Annotated in this window: 11 protein-coding genes; 4 read left to right on the forward strand and 7 right to left on the reverse strand. The window is 39.9% G+C overall.

Annotation, left to right across the window (positions count from 1 at the left end; genetic code table 11):
• The first annotated feature begins 15 nt into the window (after nucleotides 1-15).
• On the forward strand, nucleotides 16-915 hold the full coding sequence (locus WAA15_RS20295; protein WP_337044666.1) for an SMP-30/gluconolactonase/LRE family protein: 900 nt from the start codon (nucleotides 16-18) through the stop codon (nucleotides 913-915).
• Nucleotides 916-926: 11 nt separating this feature from the next.
• Here the strand turns inward: WAA15_RS20295 and WAA15_RS20300 are convergent, their stop codons facing one another.
• Both WAA15_RS20300 and WAA15_RS20305 read right to left on the reverse strand, forming a co-directional pair.
• On the reverse strand, nucleotides 927-1,610 hold the full coding sequence (locus tag WAA15_RS20300) for an acetoacetate decarboxylase family protein (RefSeq protein ID WP_337044667.1): 684 nt from the start codon (nucleotides 1,608-1,610) through the stop codon (nucleotides 927-929).
• The gene (locus tag WAA15_RS20305; protein ID WP_337044668.1) at nucleotides 1,610-2,134 is read right to left on the reverse strand and encodes an NADPH-dependent FMN reductase; all 525 of its coding nucleotides are present in this window, start codon (nucleotides 2,132-2,134) and stop codon (nucleotides 1,610-1,612) included. The genes WAA15_RS20300 and WAA15_RS20305 overlap by 1 nt, the downstream gene beginning before the upstream one ends.
• Before the next feature lie 121 nt (nucleotides 2,135-2,255).
• On the opposite strand from WAA15_RS20305, the gene WAA15_RS20310 reads away from it, so the two are divergent.
• Nucleotides 2,256-2,969: a DNA alkylation repair protein gene (locus WAA15_RS20310; RefSeq protein WP_337044669.1), complete on the forward strand. Its 714-nt coding sequence runs from the start codon at nucleotides 2,256-2,258 to the stop codon at nucleotides 2,967-2,969.
• A gap of 24 nt (nucleotides 2,970-2,993) precedes the next feature.
• On the forward strand, nucleotides 2,994-4,256 hold the full coding sequence (locus WAA15_RS20315; protein ID WP_337044670.1) for an aminotransferase class V-fold PLP-dependent enzyme: 1,263 nt from the start codon (nucleotides 2,994-2,996) through the stop codon (nucleotides 4,254-4,256).
• 76 nt (nucleotides 4,257-4,332) lie between these two features.
• Here WAA15_RS20315 and WAA15_RS20320 read toward each other — a convergent pair whose 3' ends face one another.
• Complete coding sequence (locus WAA15_RS20320) at nucleotides 4,333-5,622, reverse strand: DUF937 domain-containing protein (protein ID WP_337044671.1); 1,290 nt, start codon at nucleotides 5,620-5,622, stop codon at nucleotides 4,333-4,335.
• Nucleotides 5,623-5,962: 340 nt separating this feature from the next.
• Here WAA15_RS20320 and WAA15_RS20325 point away from each other — a divergent pair, with 340 nt between their 5' ends.
• A complete protein-coding gene (locus WAA15_RS20325; RefSeq protein ID WP_337044672.1) occupies nucleotides 5,963-6,268 on the forward strand; it encodes an isoamylase early set domain-containing protein in 306 nt (101 codons plus the stop codon).
• 58 nt (nucleotides 6,269-6,326) lie between these two features.
• Here WAA15_RS20325 and WAA15_RS20330 read toward each other — a convergent pair whose 3' ends face one another.
• From WAA15_RS20330 to WAA15_RS20345, 4 genes are all read right to left on the reverse strand, one after another.
• Complete coding sequence (locus WAA15_RS20330; protein WP_337044673.1) at nucleotides 6,327-6,620, reverse strand: Dabb family protein; 294 nt, start codon at nucleotides 6,618-6,620, stop codon at nucleotides 6,327-6,329.
• A gap of 48 nt (nucleotides 6,621-6,668) precedes the next feature.
• Nucleotides 6,669-10,109 carry a ThuA domain-containing protein gene (locus WAA15_RS20335; RefSeq protein WP_337044674.1) on the reverse strand — a complete coding sequence of 1,147 codons (3,441 nt, stop codon included), beginning with the start codon at nucleotides 10,107-10,109 and terminating at the stop codon, nucleotides 6,669-6,671.
• 252 nt (nucleotides 10,110-10,361) lie between these two features.
• Entirely contained in the window at nucleotides 10,362-12,797 is a 2,436-nt protein-coding gene (locus WAA15_RS20340; protein WP_337044675.1) for an ABC transporter permease, read from the reverse strand.
• A gap of 64 nt (nucleotides 12,798-12,861) precedes the next feature.
• Nucleotides 12,862-15,285 (reverse strand): ABC transporter permease, encoded by a 2,424-nt coding sequence (locus WAA15_RS20345; protein ID WP_337044676.1) that lies wholly within the window; start codon nucleotides 15,283-15,285, stop codon nucleotides 12,862-12,864.
• Between the last annotated feature and the right edge of the window lie 87 nt (nucleotides 15,286-15,372).

Below are 15,372 nucleotides of genomic sequence, written 5' to 3' on the forward strand. Positions count from 1 at the left end.
AATTATCTGTATCGAATGAAAAAAACCTTATTATTCATTGGGGTGGTTTTAAATACCACCTTTGTTTTTGCTCAACAAAACCTGTTTATGGCCTCTGACCTTACGAAAGAAGGTGAGTTTACCAATAATTGTGAAGGGCCGTCGGTCGATAAAGCCGGAAATATCTACGCCGTAAATATTCAGAAAGATGGCACTATTGCCAGAATTACGCCTGACGGCAAAACATCTGTTTTTCTGACATTGCCTGACGGGAGCGTCGGGAATGGCATTCGTTTTGGGGCTCAACATACTTTTTTTGTAGCCGATTTCATGCAGCACAATGTACTGAAAGTAAACCTCAAAACCAGAGAAGTAAGTGTTTTAGCGCACGTACCAGCCATGAATCAACCCAACGACTTGGCAATTATGCGCAACGGAATCATTTTTTGTAGTGACCCTAACTGGAAAGAAAGCAAAGGGCAAATCTGGAAAGTAACCCCCGATGGTAAAGCCGAATTACTGGAAACCAATATGGGTACTACTAATGGTATTGAAGTAAGCCCCGACGAAAAAACATTATACGTAAACGAGTCGGTTCAGAGAAACGTCTGGGCTTATGATATTACATCCGAAGGCAAATTAACCAACAAACGCCTGTTAATACAGTTTTCAGACGGAGGCATGGATGGTATGCGTTGCGATGCAAAAGGGAATTTATATATAGCACGTTGGGGCATGGGGCAAATAGACATCGTATCGCCGGAGGGGAAAGTGCTTAGGTCGGTACTAATGAAAGGCAAACAAACTTCAAATATTTGTTTCGGAGGTAAAGATGGAAAAACCTGCTATGTTACCTTGCAAGACCGTAAGTGTATTGAAACTTTCCGTACAAATTATGCTGGTCGGGAGTGGCAAATGATGAAGAGATTCAAGTAAGCCCGTAAAGTTTATTTAAAATAATTTTTCAGCACCTCCGGTACAGGAAAAATCATTTTAAAATCTTTTATTGCCAGCGTAGCCAGTAATTTTGCCTTTGATACATCGGGAAAATACTGGCTATCGACTTTTAAGTCTACTACACGGGTAAAGGCAGCTTTACCATGTGCCGAAATCTGTGTAATTGCTAAATCATGACGGCGTTTTTGTGCCAGTTTCAACGGCGGAAGAATCTTTGTCGTAACAGGAAATATAAATTTTTTCTGGCTGAGATGTACCCTGAAAAACTTATTTTCTCCTATACTTACTTCAATTATTTCTTCGTCGGTATGAGGTTTAGTTACTGAAAAGCTGGCTAATTCTTTCGGTATTCCCCAATTCTCTATGCCATTCCAGACACTATCTGGCGAAGAAACATATATTTTTGAAATACTCCATGTACCAGCAGGAGCCTGAGCAAACCTGATTCTGCCCGGCACAAAAAGCAACTCCTGATAAGGCCCTACGCCTGATGTTTCGTAGTTAACCAACATTACTGTACCAAACCAGCCCCCTTTGTAACGGCATTGCTGGTAACCTGCCAGAAAACCCTGTTCCTGCACAAAATTCTTCGGGAAATAATACAGAAAAACATATCCGTTTCCTTGTAAATCCCACGGTGGCGGAGCTATTTGTGTGGGTGTTTGCGGCATCATTAAAAATTAATCAATTGTTTGGCTTGCCTCTCCAGAAAACTTCGGTATACCTCAAATGTAAAGTTTTCACCATCGAAATGACTTCTGATGCTTCCAAGTTTCATCCGTAGGCCCAGTACGTCGGTCCCCATGTAACTCAGAATATCATTCAGATGCCCCAATCCGACGGCGTTTCCCTGCACACCCGACGAAATACCCACTAAGGCTGCCTTCTTGTGGTTAAAGCTATCAGGATACCGTAAGCCATCCAGAAAAGTTTTTAAAACTCCCGGAAACGACCCATTGTATTCAGGCACAACAAAAACAAATTTCTGGGTAGTATCAATAATGGTTTGAAACTGGTTAAAGGCATCGTTCTTACCAGAATTATGATATAAAGCTGAAAAAGCAAAATCTTCAGGCAATTCGGCCAAATCTATTAGCTGACTTTCAGCTCCTAGCGATTCCAGCAGTTTCTGATAACAGACACCTACTTTTCGGGAAATTGAGTTTTTACGATTAGTACCAATGATTATTCCTATCATTTTAGAGCAAATATTAAAAGAAGCCAGCAACACAACAATAGCAATTATTCTATCTGTTTTATCTGACTTACATCATAGCTTATTTTATTATCTTTAACAAAAAAAACCTTAAATCGTTTCAATGCACGAACTCATTTCAGAATTACAGGCTGCTGCAACTCCCGAACGTGCCAAAACGTCGGCTTGGTTTTTTAAAACAGGGGCAGGGCAATACGGCGAAGGAGATATTTTTATTGGTATTTCAAACCCTGACCTACGCACTATTTGCAAGAAATATACTCATTTATCTTTACAAGAATTACAGATTTTGCTCAGTGACCCCATTCATGAGTATCGGCTGGCTGCTTTAATTATTCTGGTTAACCAAATGAAAAAAGCAAAGGGCGAAGCCCGCCGGCACATTTACGAATTTTATCTGGCTAATACCCAGCAAATCAATAACTGGGATTTAGTAGACACCTCGGCCCGTGATATTGTAGGTGCGTATCTGTATGACAAAGACCGCTCAATACTGACGCAGATGGCCACGACCGACCACCTCTGGACACAACGTATCGCCATTATTGCCAGTTGGTATTTTATCAATAAAAAACAATACCAAGATACCTTCGCTATTGCCACACTACTGCTTCGGCACAAACACGACTTAATTCATAAAGCCATTGGCTGGATGCTCCGTGAAATATGGAAACAGGAAACCAAAGACACTGGCAATGCAACGCAGGTGGAGGGTTTTCTGGAAAAAAATATTAAATTAATGCCACGAACCGCCCTTCGGTATAGCATTGAAAAAATGCCCGAAGAACGAAGAAAATATTTTATGAATTTAAAATAAAGCACTTCTAACCAAACATTACTCATGAACAAGCGTCAGTTTATTAAAACCTTTGCTGCTGCCGGTATAACTGCACCAGCTTTCGGAAAACGTTTTCATAAAGTCTTATCGGATATTCAGTTACAAACACCACAAGAGGCTGCTACCAACGAGGAGTTCTGGGCAGAGGTGCGTCGTGGCTATAAAATCAAACCCGATTACATTAATCTTGAAAATGGCTATTATTGTTTTGTGCCGCAGGAAACCCTCCAGAACTTTATTGGACACGTACAGGATATTAACCTGCAAGGGTCTTATTATATGCGTACAAGGCAATTTGATGACAAACTGGTTCTTAGAAAAAAATTAGCTGCGCTGGCTGGTTGCTCGCATGAAGAACTGGTGATAACCCGTAATACGACCGAATCGCTCGATACTGTCATTGCTGGTATTGACTGGAAAACAGGCGACGAAGCTGTAATGGCCGAACAGGATTACGGCGCCATGCTTGATATGTTTAAATTACAAGCCCGTAGGTATGGTATAGTAAATAAAGTAATTTCGGTTCCTAACCATCCGGCTTCTGATGAAGAAATAGTTTCACTATACGAAAAAGCCATTACTCCTAAAACCCGCCTGCTAATGGTTTGCCACATGATTAATATTACGGGGCAGATTTTACCAATCAGGAAAATCTGTGACATGGCACACAGCAAAGGCGTAGAGGTAATGGTTGATGGCGCCCATGCTTTTGCTCATTTTACTTATAAAATAAGTGATTTAGGCTGCGATTATTACGGCAGCAGTTTACATAAATGGCTGAGCGTGCCGCTTGGCGCAGGCTTGCTTTATGTCAAAAAAGACAAAATTGCCAAATTGTGGCAAATGTTTGGTGATATGGGGTATCAGGATGACGACATCCGCAAGCTGAACCATACGGGTACTACGCCAGTACATACCGATTTAACTATTGCTAATGCTATTGATTTCTACGAAAAAATTGGCAGAGACAGAAAAGAAGCCCGCCTAAGATATTTGCAGGAATACTGGACCAAACAGGTAAGGGATATTCCCAATATTATGGTAAACACACCTGCCGAGAGCCATCGGGCGTGTGGTATTGCTAACGTAGGAATTAAGACCATGAAACCTGCCGACATGGCCAGAACACTACTTGAGAAATATAAAATCTGGACGGTAGCCATTGATTCTCCGGCAGTAAAAGGATGCAGAATTACCCCTAATATTTATACAACAACCGCCGAGCTTGATGCTTTTGTAAAAGCCCTGAAAGAATTAGCTGCATAAAAAAAGCCCACGATTTTACTCGTGGGCGTAACATAAATAGCAATCGTCAGCAACAGTATGACTTATACTGATACCTTTACTTTTTTACTTTTACGGTTATTTTTGAATTCACATCTTTTACTATTGAACTTTGTATCTGTATGCGGCTTTGGTCTATGCCTTTCTCAAAAAGCGCGTCACGCAAGGCATAGGCACGGTCTTCGCCTAAGGTACCGCCATTACTTTCAGCCCCTCCGGCAACAATGATGCTTGCTTTTGAGTTTTTCTTCAAAAATTTCACTAGAGCATCAATATCACCTTTACTACTGATTTCGGCACTTCCTTTCTTAAAATTAAGATTGGGCAAAGCAACCCATGAGGTACTATTTTTTAATTCTTCCTCAACCGAAGTTTTTGTTTCTGGCTGTGTATTAGTAACAGGTGCTGTGTTTACAGGTTTTTCTGGTACTTTAATAGGCTCAGGCTCTTTTTTTTCAGGTTCCTTGCTTTTTGCATCCGGTGTAACAGGTGGGCTTGTAACTGTTTCACTAGGAGCAGCTAACCCAAGCGAATCGGCAGGAGTTGAGCTTACCGATGAGAACGAATTAGAGGTATCTTTAGGAGCCTGCGTAGAGTCTGCCTGCGGAATTGCCTGTGTAGTAGCCACCTGTGTATCTTGCTGCTGTTTGTATTTAAACAAGTATAACAAAATAGCAATTAGTACTAATGCCAGTAATATCCACGGAATCCAGATGGAAGCTCCCCCACCCGATGGGCCGGGTCTCGTATTGGTTTCCTTCGTCTTTTTCTTGTCTTTGGTATCGTCTTTCGTTATTTTTTTATTTACTTCTCCTTCTTTTGTTGTAATTTTATTAACCAAAGCCGGAGGTAAAGCCAATAAAACAGCTTCTCTTTGCTCGTTTAATAACCTCATCAAACCCGAAACGCCCATTCCTTCTTTGCCTATTACTTTTCCTAATGCTCCTAAAACCAACGGTGTTGACAACCCCACCAACGATGAAGCCGAGGTTTTTCTGATATTAGATAAAGCCGAAACCGTTTCAATAATACCGTTACTTTTGTTGGCCAGAAAGTGCGTAAATATATTGGTACCAATGGTAATCAACAACTGTGTTTTATCGAAATTGCCTAATAAACTAGGCAAATCCTCGAGAATTTCGCCAGTATGCCCTCCGTCTTTCAGTACATCCATTAATTTGGCTGCACTATCTTCAGTGGTTGTGTTGTGAATAATTCCACCTAGCACTGTTGGAACAGCATTATTCAAAGCCAGACTAATATTCTGAGGGTGTTCGCCCAGAAAATTACTAACTTTCTCAATCACAGAATCAGTCAACTTTTCCTTTATAAGTGCTAGAATATCCATAAAATCTTTGTATAGATGGTAATTATCGTTAAAGTTTGGGATACAATCGTAACTCTTATGAACTTTTACAAAAACTATGCCCAAAATCAGGCACATTCTAAAAAAAACGTAGCCATTTAATAACAAAACGAAATTAACAGCGAGCTATTTTCCTGACCTGAAGGTTTAAACGAAGAAAGGCGCAATTATGAATAAATAGCAGACAGGTTTATTACAAAATATTGTCATTCAAGAATAATATATGATTTTTTAAAGAATTTTACATTATAAACAATTGATAATCATGTATTTATAATTTTTATAATATAATTTTGCTACGAAAATCAAACTAATGCACAAAATGGCACTTGCAAAACAATTTTCTAAAACCAAATCAGTTTGTAAAGTTACGTTCACGCTACCTTCAGAAGTAGTAAACAATGCGAAGAAAGTAGCAGTAGTAGGTGAATTCAATAACTGGGATTCGACAGCTACTTTATTAAAGAAACAAAAAGATGGTCAATATAAGGCTTCTCTGGAACTTCCAGTAGGTTCAGAATTCCAATTCCGTTATTTACTTGATGGAACAAACTGGATAAATGATGAAGCTGCCGACAAATATGTGGCTAATGAATTTACTTCACAAAACTGTGTTGTTGTGTTGTAATTAAACAAGAACTTAAAAGCCCAGACATTGCTGTCTGGGCTTTTTTTATGACCCTGCTTTATGCCACAGGCTCATAGTCCAGTTCAATAAAACGCTCTACATTGTCTACCCAGTATTTTTCAACAAAGGCAACATGCAGTGGGTTACTATTATAGTTATCGTAGGCGGTTCGGTCAGAAAAATCCATAAATAACCCATAATCAAATGAGCTTTTAGGACTTGTTTGTTTATAAAGAGTAAAGTTTTCGACCCCTTTAATAGTTGCCAGATGGTTAACAGCATCAAAGAATTTTTCTTCTTCAACTGACCCTGCGGCACATTTCAACTTAAAAACAACTGAATGTCTTATCATAATATTCAGGTACATATAATACTTTATAAAAACTGGAGATAAAACAGCCTAGTCGAACCTAAGTGTTTTGAACTTTATCAGGTTATCGGTTGGTTTATCTCGTTTTACTGCTACAATATATAAGTCACGCACACCATCTACTTGTTTTTCCAGTTTACTTTCAACCCATTTCATTTTTCCCCAACCTTCTGTCGGTGTAAAAGTAGTCTTTGCCAGAATCGGGCCAGCTACTGAGTTTTCTCTAACCTCTATTTCACCTGATTTATCCATCGACGCATATTCAAAAGCAATAGTTTTGATATTGGTCAGGTCGATGTTTTTAAACACCAGATACGCTTTTGAAGCACCTTGGCGCAGTTCGCCCCAATCAAACACAAAACCCGGATGTTTATCTGCGTCCATCGCTCTTAGCTCATGATACCGCAAACGAACTATATCTTCAGCTTTTTCGGGTTTAAGCCCTGTTACTCCGTTGTCGGTATAGCTAGCTTTAACGGTATAGTATCCGGTAGTTTTGTTATCAAGATGCTCTTTTAAGGGCAATATACCGTTTGCACCTATGGGCTTAAAGTTTTTGTTAGGGTCGTTAAGTGCCAGAATATATTTAACCATTTCGTCGGCATCTTGTGGCGAAAGTTGTGGATGCGCACTCATCACATGGGTGTTTCCCCAGTTACCACCACCGCCATCAATAATCTTTTTTGAAAGCACCTTAATGATTTTAGCATCTTGCCCGCCATATTTTTTTGCAACAGCCAGAAATGATGGGCCTACCGAAACCTTATCGACCGTATGGCAAGCCTTGCAATCGCTGCCATCAATGAGTGTTTTACCCAACGACCCTACTTCTACCTTTGAATCAGACTTGGCGTTGTCAAGGGGTTGATACGGGTTAGGGTAGTAATTATATTCTATTTTGCGTTTTCTGGGGTTAATGATTTTATCTTCTGCGTCGGTAATTAATACCCCATACGCAAATGGTTCATTGTCCCAATAGAATGTTCGGTTCTTTTTGGCATTGATTTTTACCACAGGCACAGCATTCCCTACTCTTACCAATAAGGTATCGGTTCCGGTTTTACCTGCGCCGTCTTTTACCATAAATACTACTTTATAATTTCCGTTTTTGGTAAAAGTATAAATAAGCATTGGCTTATCGGATTCTTGCTTGGCACCGTTTATGTACCATTCGTAGCCGAGTTTATCATCAAAATCCAAATCTGTTCCCCTACCCGAAAAACGTAATTTTAAAGGTGCTTTGCCTGCCCATTCCTTATATTGTGGCATTTCTCTGATTTCAGACGTAATAAACGATTCCCGTTGTTTTTTTGCCATCATTAGCGTATCAACAATGTTAGCCATTGCCTGTGGGGCTCTGTTATCATAATTATATTCGATTTTTACCAGACGGGCATCGGTATTATCAGCCCCATAAACCGAACCATATTCCAATACATACATAATTCCGTCTTTACTGAATGCCAAATCAATAGGTCGTCTGAAATCGCCCTTGGTTGGCATAAAGGCTTCTGTTTTTATGTAATTTTCATTTTTATCGAATCTTGTTGCTAACATCCAGTTTCTCATCCAGTCAAAAATAAACAAGGCACCGTCATAATATTTAGGAATTTTGGTTTTAGCCGTAGAATTCGGGTTAAAAGTATAAAACTCACCCGCCATGGCACTTCTGCCGCCTGTACCTAATTCAGGGAATTCTGGAGATAAGGCATACGGATACCATATCATTGGTGGCGTAGCAGGGGGTAATTCCTTTAAACCTGTGTTGTTAGGCGAATTATTAATGGGCTTAGCGGGGTCATAATTAGGGCCGGGTTTTCCGGTTTCAAAGTCCCACTCCGAATAGGCATAATTATTTCCGACAAAATATGGCCACCCGAAATTGCCTGCCTTTTTAGCCTGATTAAATTCATCGTATCCGCGGGGGCCTCTTGGGCTGTCTTCGCCAGCATCTGGCCCTATTTCTCCCCAATAAATGGTTCCGGTTAATGGGTTAATAGCAATCCGGTAAGGGTTGCGGCATCCCATGGCATATATTTCGGGTTTGGTATTGGGCTGCCCTACTTCAAACAGATTTCCTTTTGGAATGGTATAAGTGCCGTCTGGTTGTGGATGAATACGCAGGATTTTCCCCTTGAAATCGTTGGTATTTGCGGCCGAACGTTGTGCATCCATCGGATAATACTGAGGGGCGCTTCGCTCATCAATAGGGGCATAACCATTAGAAGGAAAAGGCGTAGTACCATCGCCGGTTGAAAGTATCAGGTTACGGTCTTTATCGAAAGCCAGCGAGCCGCCATGATGTGACCCACTATTAATCTGGACAGGAACTTTCAGAAGTATTTTTTCAGAGGCAAGGTCAATTTCATCCTTTGCCGATAGCGTAAATCTCGATAAATTAAAATAGATAGGTTCGCCCTCAATTGGGGGCGAATAGTATAAGTACAGCCAACGATTGGTATCAAAATCAGGGTCAAGCGTAATACCTATTACGCCCGTTCCTCCTTTCATCACTACCGGAAAGCGATGAATGAGCTTAAACTGATTATTTTTTGTATTAAAAACCGACAAATTACCTGCCAGTTCGGTAAAATACACTTTTCCGTCGTTTGAAACGGCCAGTTCCATTGGGTTATTCAAATCGTTTACCAATACTGTTTTTTCAAAGCGGTTTTCTTCTGGCATAGTTACCGAGTACGCCTTTGAGTAATCGAGGGGTTTTCCGTCACCCATAGCATATTTTATTCCGCCCAACAGGTGTTTCTGAAACAAAGGCTCTGAGAAACTGTCGTCGTTATGGCCGCCGCCTGTAAAAAACGAGCGTCCTCCATCAAATTCATGATACCACGCAATGGGGTGGTTTCCGCCATTAGTGCCACCATCATAGGTATTCTCGTCAAGGTAAGCCAATGGTTTAATGCCTCTGTAAATCGATTTATAATTATACCATTCGTCGGTGCGTTCCCATAAATCAGGCAAATGCGCTGTCGAAATATGGTTTTTATCAGTAACGAGTACGGTGGCTTTTCTTACATTAGAATTATTCGGATGGCTTTCAAAGTAAGCACCTACCAATTGCCCATACCACGGCCATTCATACTCGGTATCGGCTGCCGAGTGGATACCGACAAAGCCGCCTCCTGCCTGAATATATCTTTCAAATGCTGCTTGCTGTTCATTATTAAGTATGTTGCCCGTAGTAGAATTAAAAATTACGGCACTATATTTTTTGAGATTCTGGTCGGTAAAGTCGTCTGAATTTTCCGAGATGTCGACCCCGAAGTTATTTTCCTGCCCTAGTTTTTTGATTGCTTCCTTGCCAAAAGGGATACTTGAATGCCGCCATCCTTTTGTTTTTGAGAAAACCAACACGCGTTTTTCTTGCCCCAGAGCATTATAAGAGATAACAGATACGCAAAAGGTAATAATAAACCCTAAGCTGAAAGAAAATCTTTTAGCTGGTAGTTTCATAGTTATAAGGTTGAAAAGATAGAAATCAAATATAATTATTTCCTAACAAAATTGTCAGATATTGGGATAACTCAGAATAATTATGAGATGAAACCGCTAAAAAATTCTATAAAATATGGTAGACGAGGGGTTTATCTTGCAGCTTGTTCTATGAAACCAACCATGTGCCGCTATTGCCAAAGCCCTAGCGGCACATGGTTTGTGAGAGAAGGTATGAGTAATTTTAAAAGTACATGGGTTTAACTTTTTCAGTTACTCTGATTTTAATGATTTAACCGGATTCATTAATGCGGCTCTAATAGTTTGGTAGCTTACAGTAAATAGGGCAATTATCAATGCCAGTAAACCTGCCAGTGCCAGCACCCACCATCTGATTTCTATATGATAGGCGAAGTTTTCTAACCAGTTGTGCATAGCCCACCACGCCACAGGGAAAGCAATTAGTGCCGCTATCAGAATAAGTTTTACGAAGTCTTTGGTAAGAATCACAATGATACTACCTATACTTGCTCCGAGTACTTTTCTTACACCAATTTCCTTAATACGTTGTTCAGCTGCATAAGTAGCCAGCCCAAACAGCCCCAAACAAGCAATAAGAATTGTTAAAACAGCTACTATCAGGAAAATAGCCTGCTGTATCTTGTCTTGCTGATAGAACAGTTCCCATTGTTTATCCAGAAAATGGTACTCAAACAAATGGTCTTTATCAATAGTATGTAAAATGTTATCCATTTGTTTTAATGTTTCTTCCACGTTACTGGCCGTTACTCTGCTACTGAAATAATCGATATTCTGAATAGGATTTTTATAAAAACCCAGCACCATAGGCTCAACTGCCTGATGCAATGACTGGAAATTGAAATCTTTTACTATGCCTACTACTCTTACCTTGAACGATGACGAAAGATTTTGTATACTCCCACCAAAGTCTATACTCGGAATCTCGATGAATTGACCCGAAGCCTGCCTGATGCCTAACTGTTTGGCGGCACTTTCGTTAAGAATCACAGCGGTAGAGTCGGCATTGCCTAGGTTGCTAAAGTTCCGGCCTTTTAACAGGTCAATTTCGTAGGTTTTCAGAAACTGGTCGTCAACTCCTAAAAAATACATTGCTTTGCCATTTAACGAAGCAATATTTTCATTTTTGACCTGTACTTTTACCATGTTTTTCCACTCGCCCGGCACCCGCGAAGTAACAGAAACATCTTTTACTTGTGATAATTTCGCAAACTCTCTTTTAATGGTCTCTGCTCCTTTTCTTACTTTTCCGCTATTAATATCTACTATCAGCAGTTGCTCTTTATTGAAACCCATGTCTTTGGTATCTACAAATTTCATCTGTAAATAAACCACAACGGTGGCTACTATCATGATAATTGACAGAGAGAACTGGAACACGACTAAAAAACGGCGGATAGACAGGTTTCCTTTACCTACATTAATTTTATTTTTTAACAACAAAATAGGCTTGATATTAGACTGAAATAACGCAGGATATACCCCCGACATAAGGCTCGCTATGATTACAATTCCGCCAACGCCTGACCAGATACGGTAGTCGGTATTAAAATCAAGGCTCAGGTTTTTATGTGTAAAACCGTTGAAATAAGGCAGCAGTAGCTGAACGGCAAGCAACGCCAATACGAGAGCGATACAGGTTACCAGAAAGGCTTCTGTGATAAACTGCTTAATGAGGTTTTCGCGGGTGGCTCCAGCCGTTTTACGTACGCCTACTTCACGGGCTCTGTTGGCAAAACGAGCCGTAGTAAGGTTCATGTAATTAATGCACGCTATTATTAAAACAAAAGCAGCAAGTATAGCAAAAACATAAATATAAGTAAGGTTGCCACCGCTATTGCCCTGAATATCGCCCGAATGAAAATGAATGTCTTTTAAGGCTTGCAAAGAATACGCATAGGTACCTTGCTCAGTCTTAGAACGTCTGGAACTTACTAACTGATTGAGCTTGGCTTCGATGTTTTTATGTGAGGCTTTGTTGTCTAGCAATAAATAAGTAGTAAAACTATCAGAACTCCAGTCTGTATTGGCAAATTCTTTAAAACGCGGGTTAGTTATGCTCGACTCTGAAAAAATCAGGTTAAACGATATATGCGAATTAACCGGAATACTTTTCAAGATAGCTGTAACCATATAAGGAATGGAGTCGGTATCGGTCTTGATAAACTTGCCAATTACATTTGTAGTATTAAAGTATTTTTTAGCCGATTCTTCTGTTAGCACCACCGAAAACGGGGCTGTCAGTGCAGTTTTTCTATCGCCTGCTATTAAGTCAAAATCCAGTACCTGCAAAAAGTCAGGACTTGCAATATTAAAATCTTCATAAAAAACATTGGTGTTTTCACTGGTTCCTACATTGGTTCGTCCTAGCTGGGTATATCTGGCAACTTTTTTTATTTCAGGTAGTGTGGTTTTTCCGGTTTCTGAAATCTGATAGGCTACCCCCGACACTTTGGTTTGTTTTCCTTCGGCCGATACTTTTTTATTGATTACCCGATAAATATGATTGGCGTTTGTATGGAAACCATCAAAGGTAAGTTCATCGAAAATGTATAACGAAATAAGCAAAAAGCTCGTTAGCCCTACCATTAAACCAAATATATTAATAAACGAGAAAGTTTTACTCCTCATCAGGTTTCGCCAGGCGATTTTAAAGTAATTGCGTATCATAATAGCTATGTAATTTTAATTTCCTCGAATACTTTTATCTTTAATATTGGCGTAGTTTTTACAATTATTCAGTTTTTAATGATTTAACCGGATTCATCAGTGCCGATTTAACTGCCTGATACCCTACCGTTAATAAGGCAACAGTAATTGTTACAAGACCCGCCACTGCAAATACCCACCATTCAATATTTACTCTGTAACTAAAATCTTTCAACCAGTTATCCATTAACAGATAAGCAATAGGGCTGGCTATGATAAGGGCCAGAATGATGAGTCTGATAAAATCTTTAGTCAGTAATGTAACAATACTGAACACCGATGCCCCCAATACTTTTCTGATACCTACTTCTTTGGTGCGTTGCTCGGCCATATATGTTACCAAGCCAAACAAGCCCAAGCAGGCAATCAGGATGGTAAGTGCTGCAAATGTGACTGCAATTTTACCTACGCGTTGTTCTGCTCTATACATTTCGTCGAATCGTTCATCCAGAAAATTGTAGTTAAATGGCATTTCGGGGGCAATGCTCATCCATTTTTGTTTGATTTGTTTCACAAGGCCGCGCATATCGTTGCTACTGACTTTAAAAACCATTGCCCATTTGCTATATCCCAGACGCATACACAAAGGGGCCACATTTTGGCGTAATGATTCATAATGAAAGTTTTTAACCACACCGATAATCTGATAAGAACTTCTTTCGTCGTCCGACGAATAGATTCTTTTACCGATGGGGTCATCGTAGCCTAATAATTTAGCGGCTGTTTCATTAATAATAAGGCCCGTAGAATCTGAACCAAAGGCTTTCGAGAAATTACGGCCTTTGGTAATTTGCATTCCAAGCGTAGGCACGTAGTCGTAGTCTACATTCCACATTTGCATATTGAACCCTGACTTGCTACTCATGGTGGCCTCTTTAGAGAAAGAGTGGTCGGTACGTGACGAGTTAGAAACGGGCAAAAAGCCAGCACCTGCACCGCTCTGCACACCCGATAGTTTCAGGATTTCGTTCTTGAAGGCTTCTTTATTATTACCTAAAGCCCCTGTTCCATTAATAACCAACACCTGATTTTTCTGGAAACCTATATTTTTTGTCTGGATGTAATTAAGCTGTCTGTACACCACTATGGTGCTGATAACCAACGCAATAGAAGTAAAAAACTGAAATGTAACCAGCACATTGCGGAAATTACTACGTTCTACACCTGTGTTAATTTTACCTTTTAGTACCACTATTGGCTTAAAAGATGACAAGAAAAACGCCGGATAATACCCTGCTATGAAGCCAATGAGAATAGGTAATACCAGCAAAAACGGCAATGTTCTGATAGCCAGTAAATCCTGAAGTGAAAATGTTTTGGCGGCAATATCATTAAAATACGGTAGCACTGCCCAAGTAATTAATAAAGCCCCACCAAAAGCCAGATAACTGATAAACACCGACTCGGCCATAAACTGGCTCATTAGAACTCCTTTGCCTGTGCCTAACACCTTACGGATGCCTACTTCTTTGGCACGGTTAGCCGACCGCGCCGTTGAAAGATTCATGAAGTTGATACAAGCCAGTAAAAGCACAAACAATGCCACTGCTGAAAATATGTATATATACTGAATGTTTCCGTTAACACCTAACTCGGGAGCCCTATCTGATTTGAGATGAATATCTGTCAAGGGCATTAACTGATATTCTATTTTGTTGCCTGCTTTTCTGAACTCCTCAATACTGTTGATGTTCATCGACTGCTTGGCTTGTGGCAGTACATATTTGACCAGCATTTGTTCGAGTTTCTTTTCAAAAGCCTTATAATCGGTACCTTCTTTTAATAAAACATAAGTATGAAAATTATTACTCAGGAAGTTTCCGAAATCATACTCGACGTTATCCATCGAAAACAACATATCGAAATAGAAGTGTGAATTTTTCGGAATATCTTTTATCACAGCCGTAATACTATACTGTGTTTTTTCATCAGTACCAATTTCCAGCCTTTTACCCAGCACATCGGTTGTGCCAAAGTATTTTTTCGCAGCCGTTTCGCTGATAACCATTGTATTGGGCTGGTCTAGCGCGGTTTTCGGATTGCCCGCAATTACAGGTAGCGTAAATACATCGAACAAAGTAGAATCGGCATACGCTACATCGTTTTCTCTGATGTATTCGGTGCCTTTTTTTACAAATTTTGGTCCCTCGTTGGCATAAAATCTTACATATTGCTCTACTTCAGGATAATCTTTTTTCATGACTGCTCCGGCGGGGTCAGCACTTGAAGCCAACTTTAAGTCTGTTCCTCCAAACCGAATATCTACATCCAGGCGATAAATTCTGTCAGCTTTTTCATGAAACCTATCGTAGCTGAGTTCGTCCATCACATAAAGCCCTATCAGAATAAAGCTGGTAAAACCTATGGCCAGACCAAAGATATTAATAAGAGAAAAAGTTTTGTTTTTCAGCAAATTCCGCCAAGCGATTTTCAGATAATTTTTAAGCATAGCTGTTTGGTGTTATGAGATAAGAAGGGGAATTGCTCTCATATAAAGACAATTCCCCTACGACTGTAATTTCCTGATTCCAGATTA

The sequence above is a fragment of the Emticicia sp. 17c genome (assembly GCF_037153985.1).
In the GTDB taxonomy this organism is placed as follows: domain Bacteria; phylum Bacteroidota; class Bacteroidia; order Cytophagales; family Spirosomataceae; genus Emticicia.

Bases quoted from the DNA above. Each gene is read 5' to 3' on its own strand.
- WAA15_RS20340 (WP_337044675.1), bottom strand. From the start codon at position 12,797: ATGATACGCAATTACTTTAAAATCGCCTGGCGAAACCTGATGAGGAGT.
- WAA15_RS20310 (WP_337044669.1), top strand. From the start codon at position 2,256: ATGCACGAACTCATTTCAGAATTACAGGCTGCTGCAACTCCCGAACGT.
- WAA15_RS20315 (WP_337044670.1), top strand. From the start codon at position 2,994: ATGAACAAGCGTCAGTTTATTAAAACCTTTGCTGCTGCCGGTATAACT.
- WAA15_RS20320 (WP_337044671.1), bottom strand. From the start codon at position 5,622: ATGGATATTCTAGCACTTATAAAGGAAAAGTTGACTGATTCTGTGATT.
- WAA15_RS20305 (WP_337044668.1), bottom strand. From the start codon at position 2,134: ATGATAGGAATAATCATTGGTACTAATCGTAAAAACTCAATTTCCCGA.
- WAA15_RS20325 (WP_337044672.1), top strand. From the start codon at position 5,963: ATGGCACTTGCAAAACAATTTTCTAAAACCAAATCAGTTTGTAAAGTT.
- WAA15_RS20330 (WP_337044673.1), bottom strand. From the start codon at position 6,620: ATGATAAGACATTCAGTTGTTTTTAAGTTGAAATGTGCCGCAGGGTCA.
- WAA15_RS20335 (WP_337044674.1), bottom strand. From the start codon at position 10,109: ATGAAACTACCAGCTAAAAGATTTTCTTTCAGCTTAGGGTTTATTATT.
- WAA15_RS20295 (WP_337044666.1), top strand. From the start codon at position 16: ATGAAAAAAACCTTATTATTCATTGGGGTGGTTTTAAATACCACCTTT.
- WAA15_RS20345 (WP_337044676.1), bottom strand. From the start codon at position 15,285: ATGCTTAAAAATTATCTGAAAATCGCTTGGCGGAATTTGCTGAAAAAC.
- WAA15_RS20300 (WP_337044667.1), bottom strand. From the start codon at position 1,610: ATGATGCCGCAAACACCCACACAAATAGCTCCGCCACCGTGGGATTTA.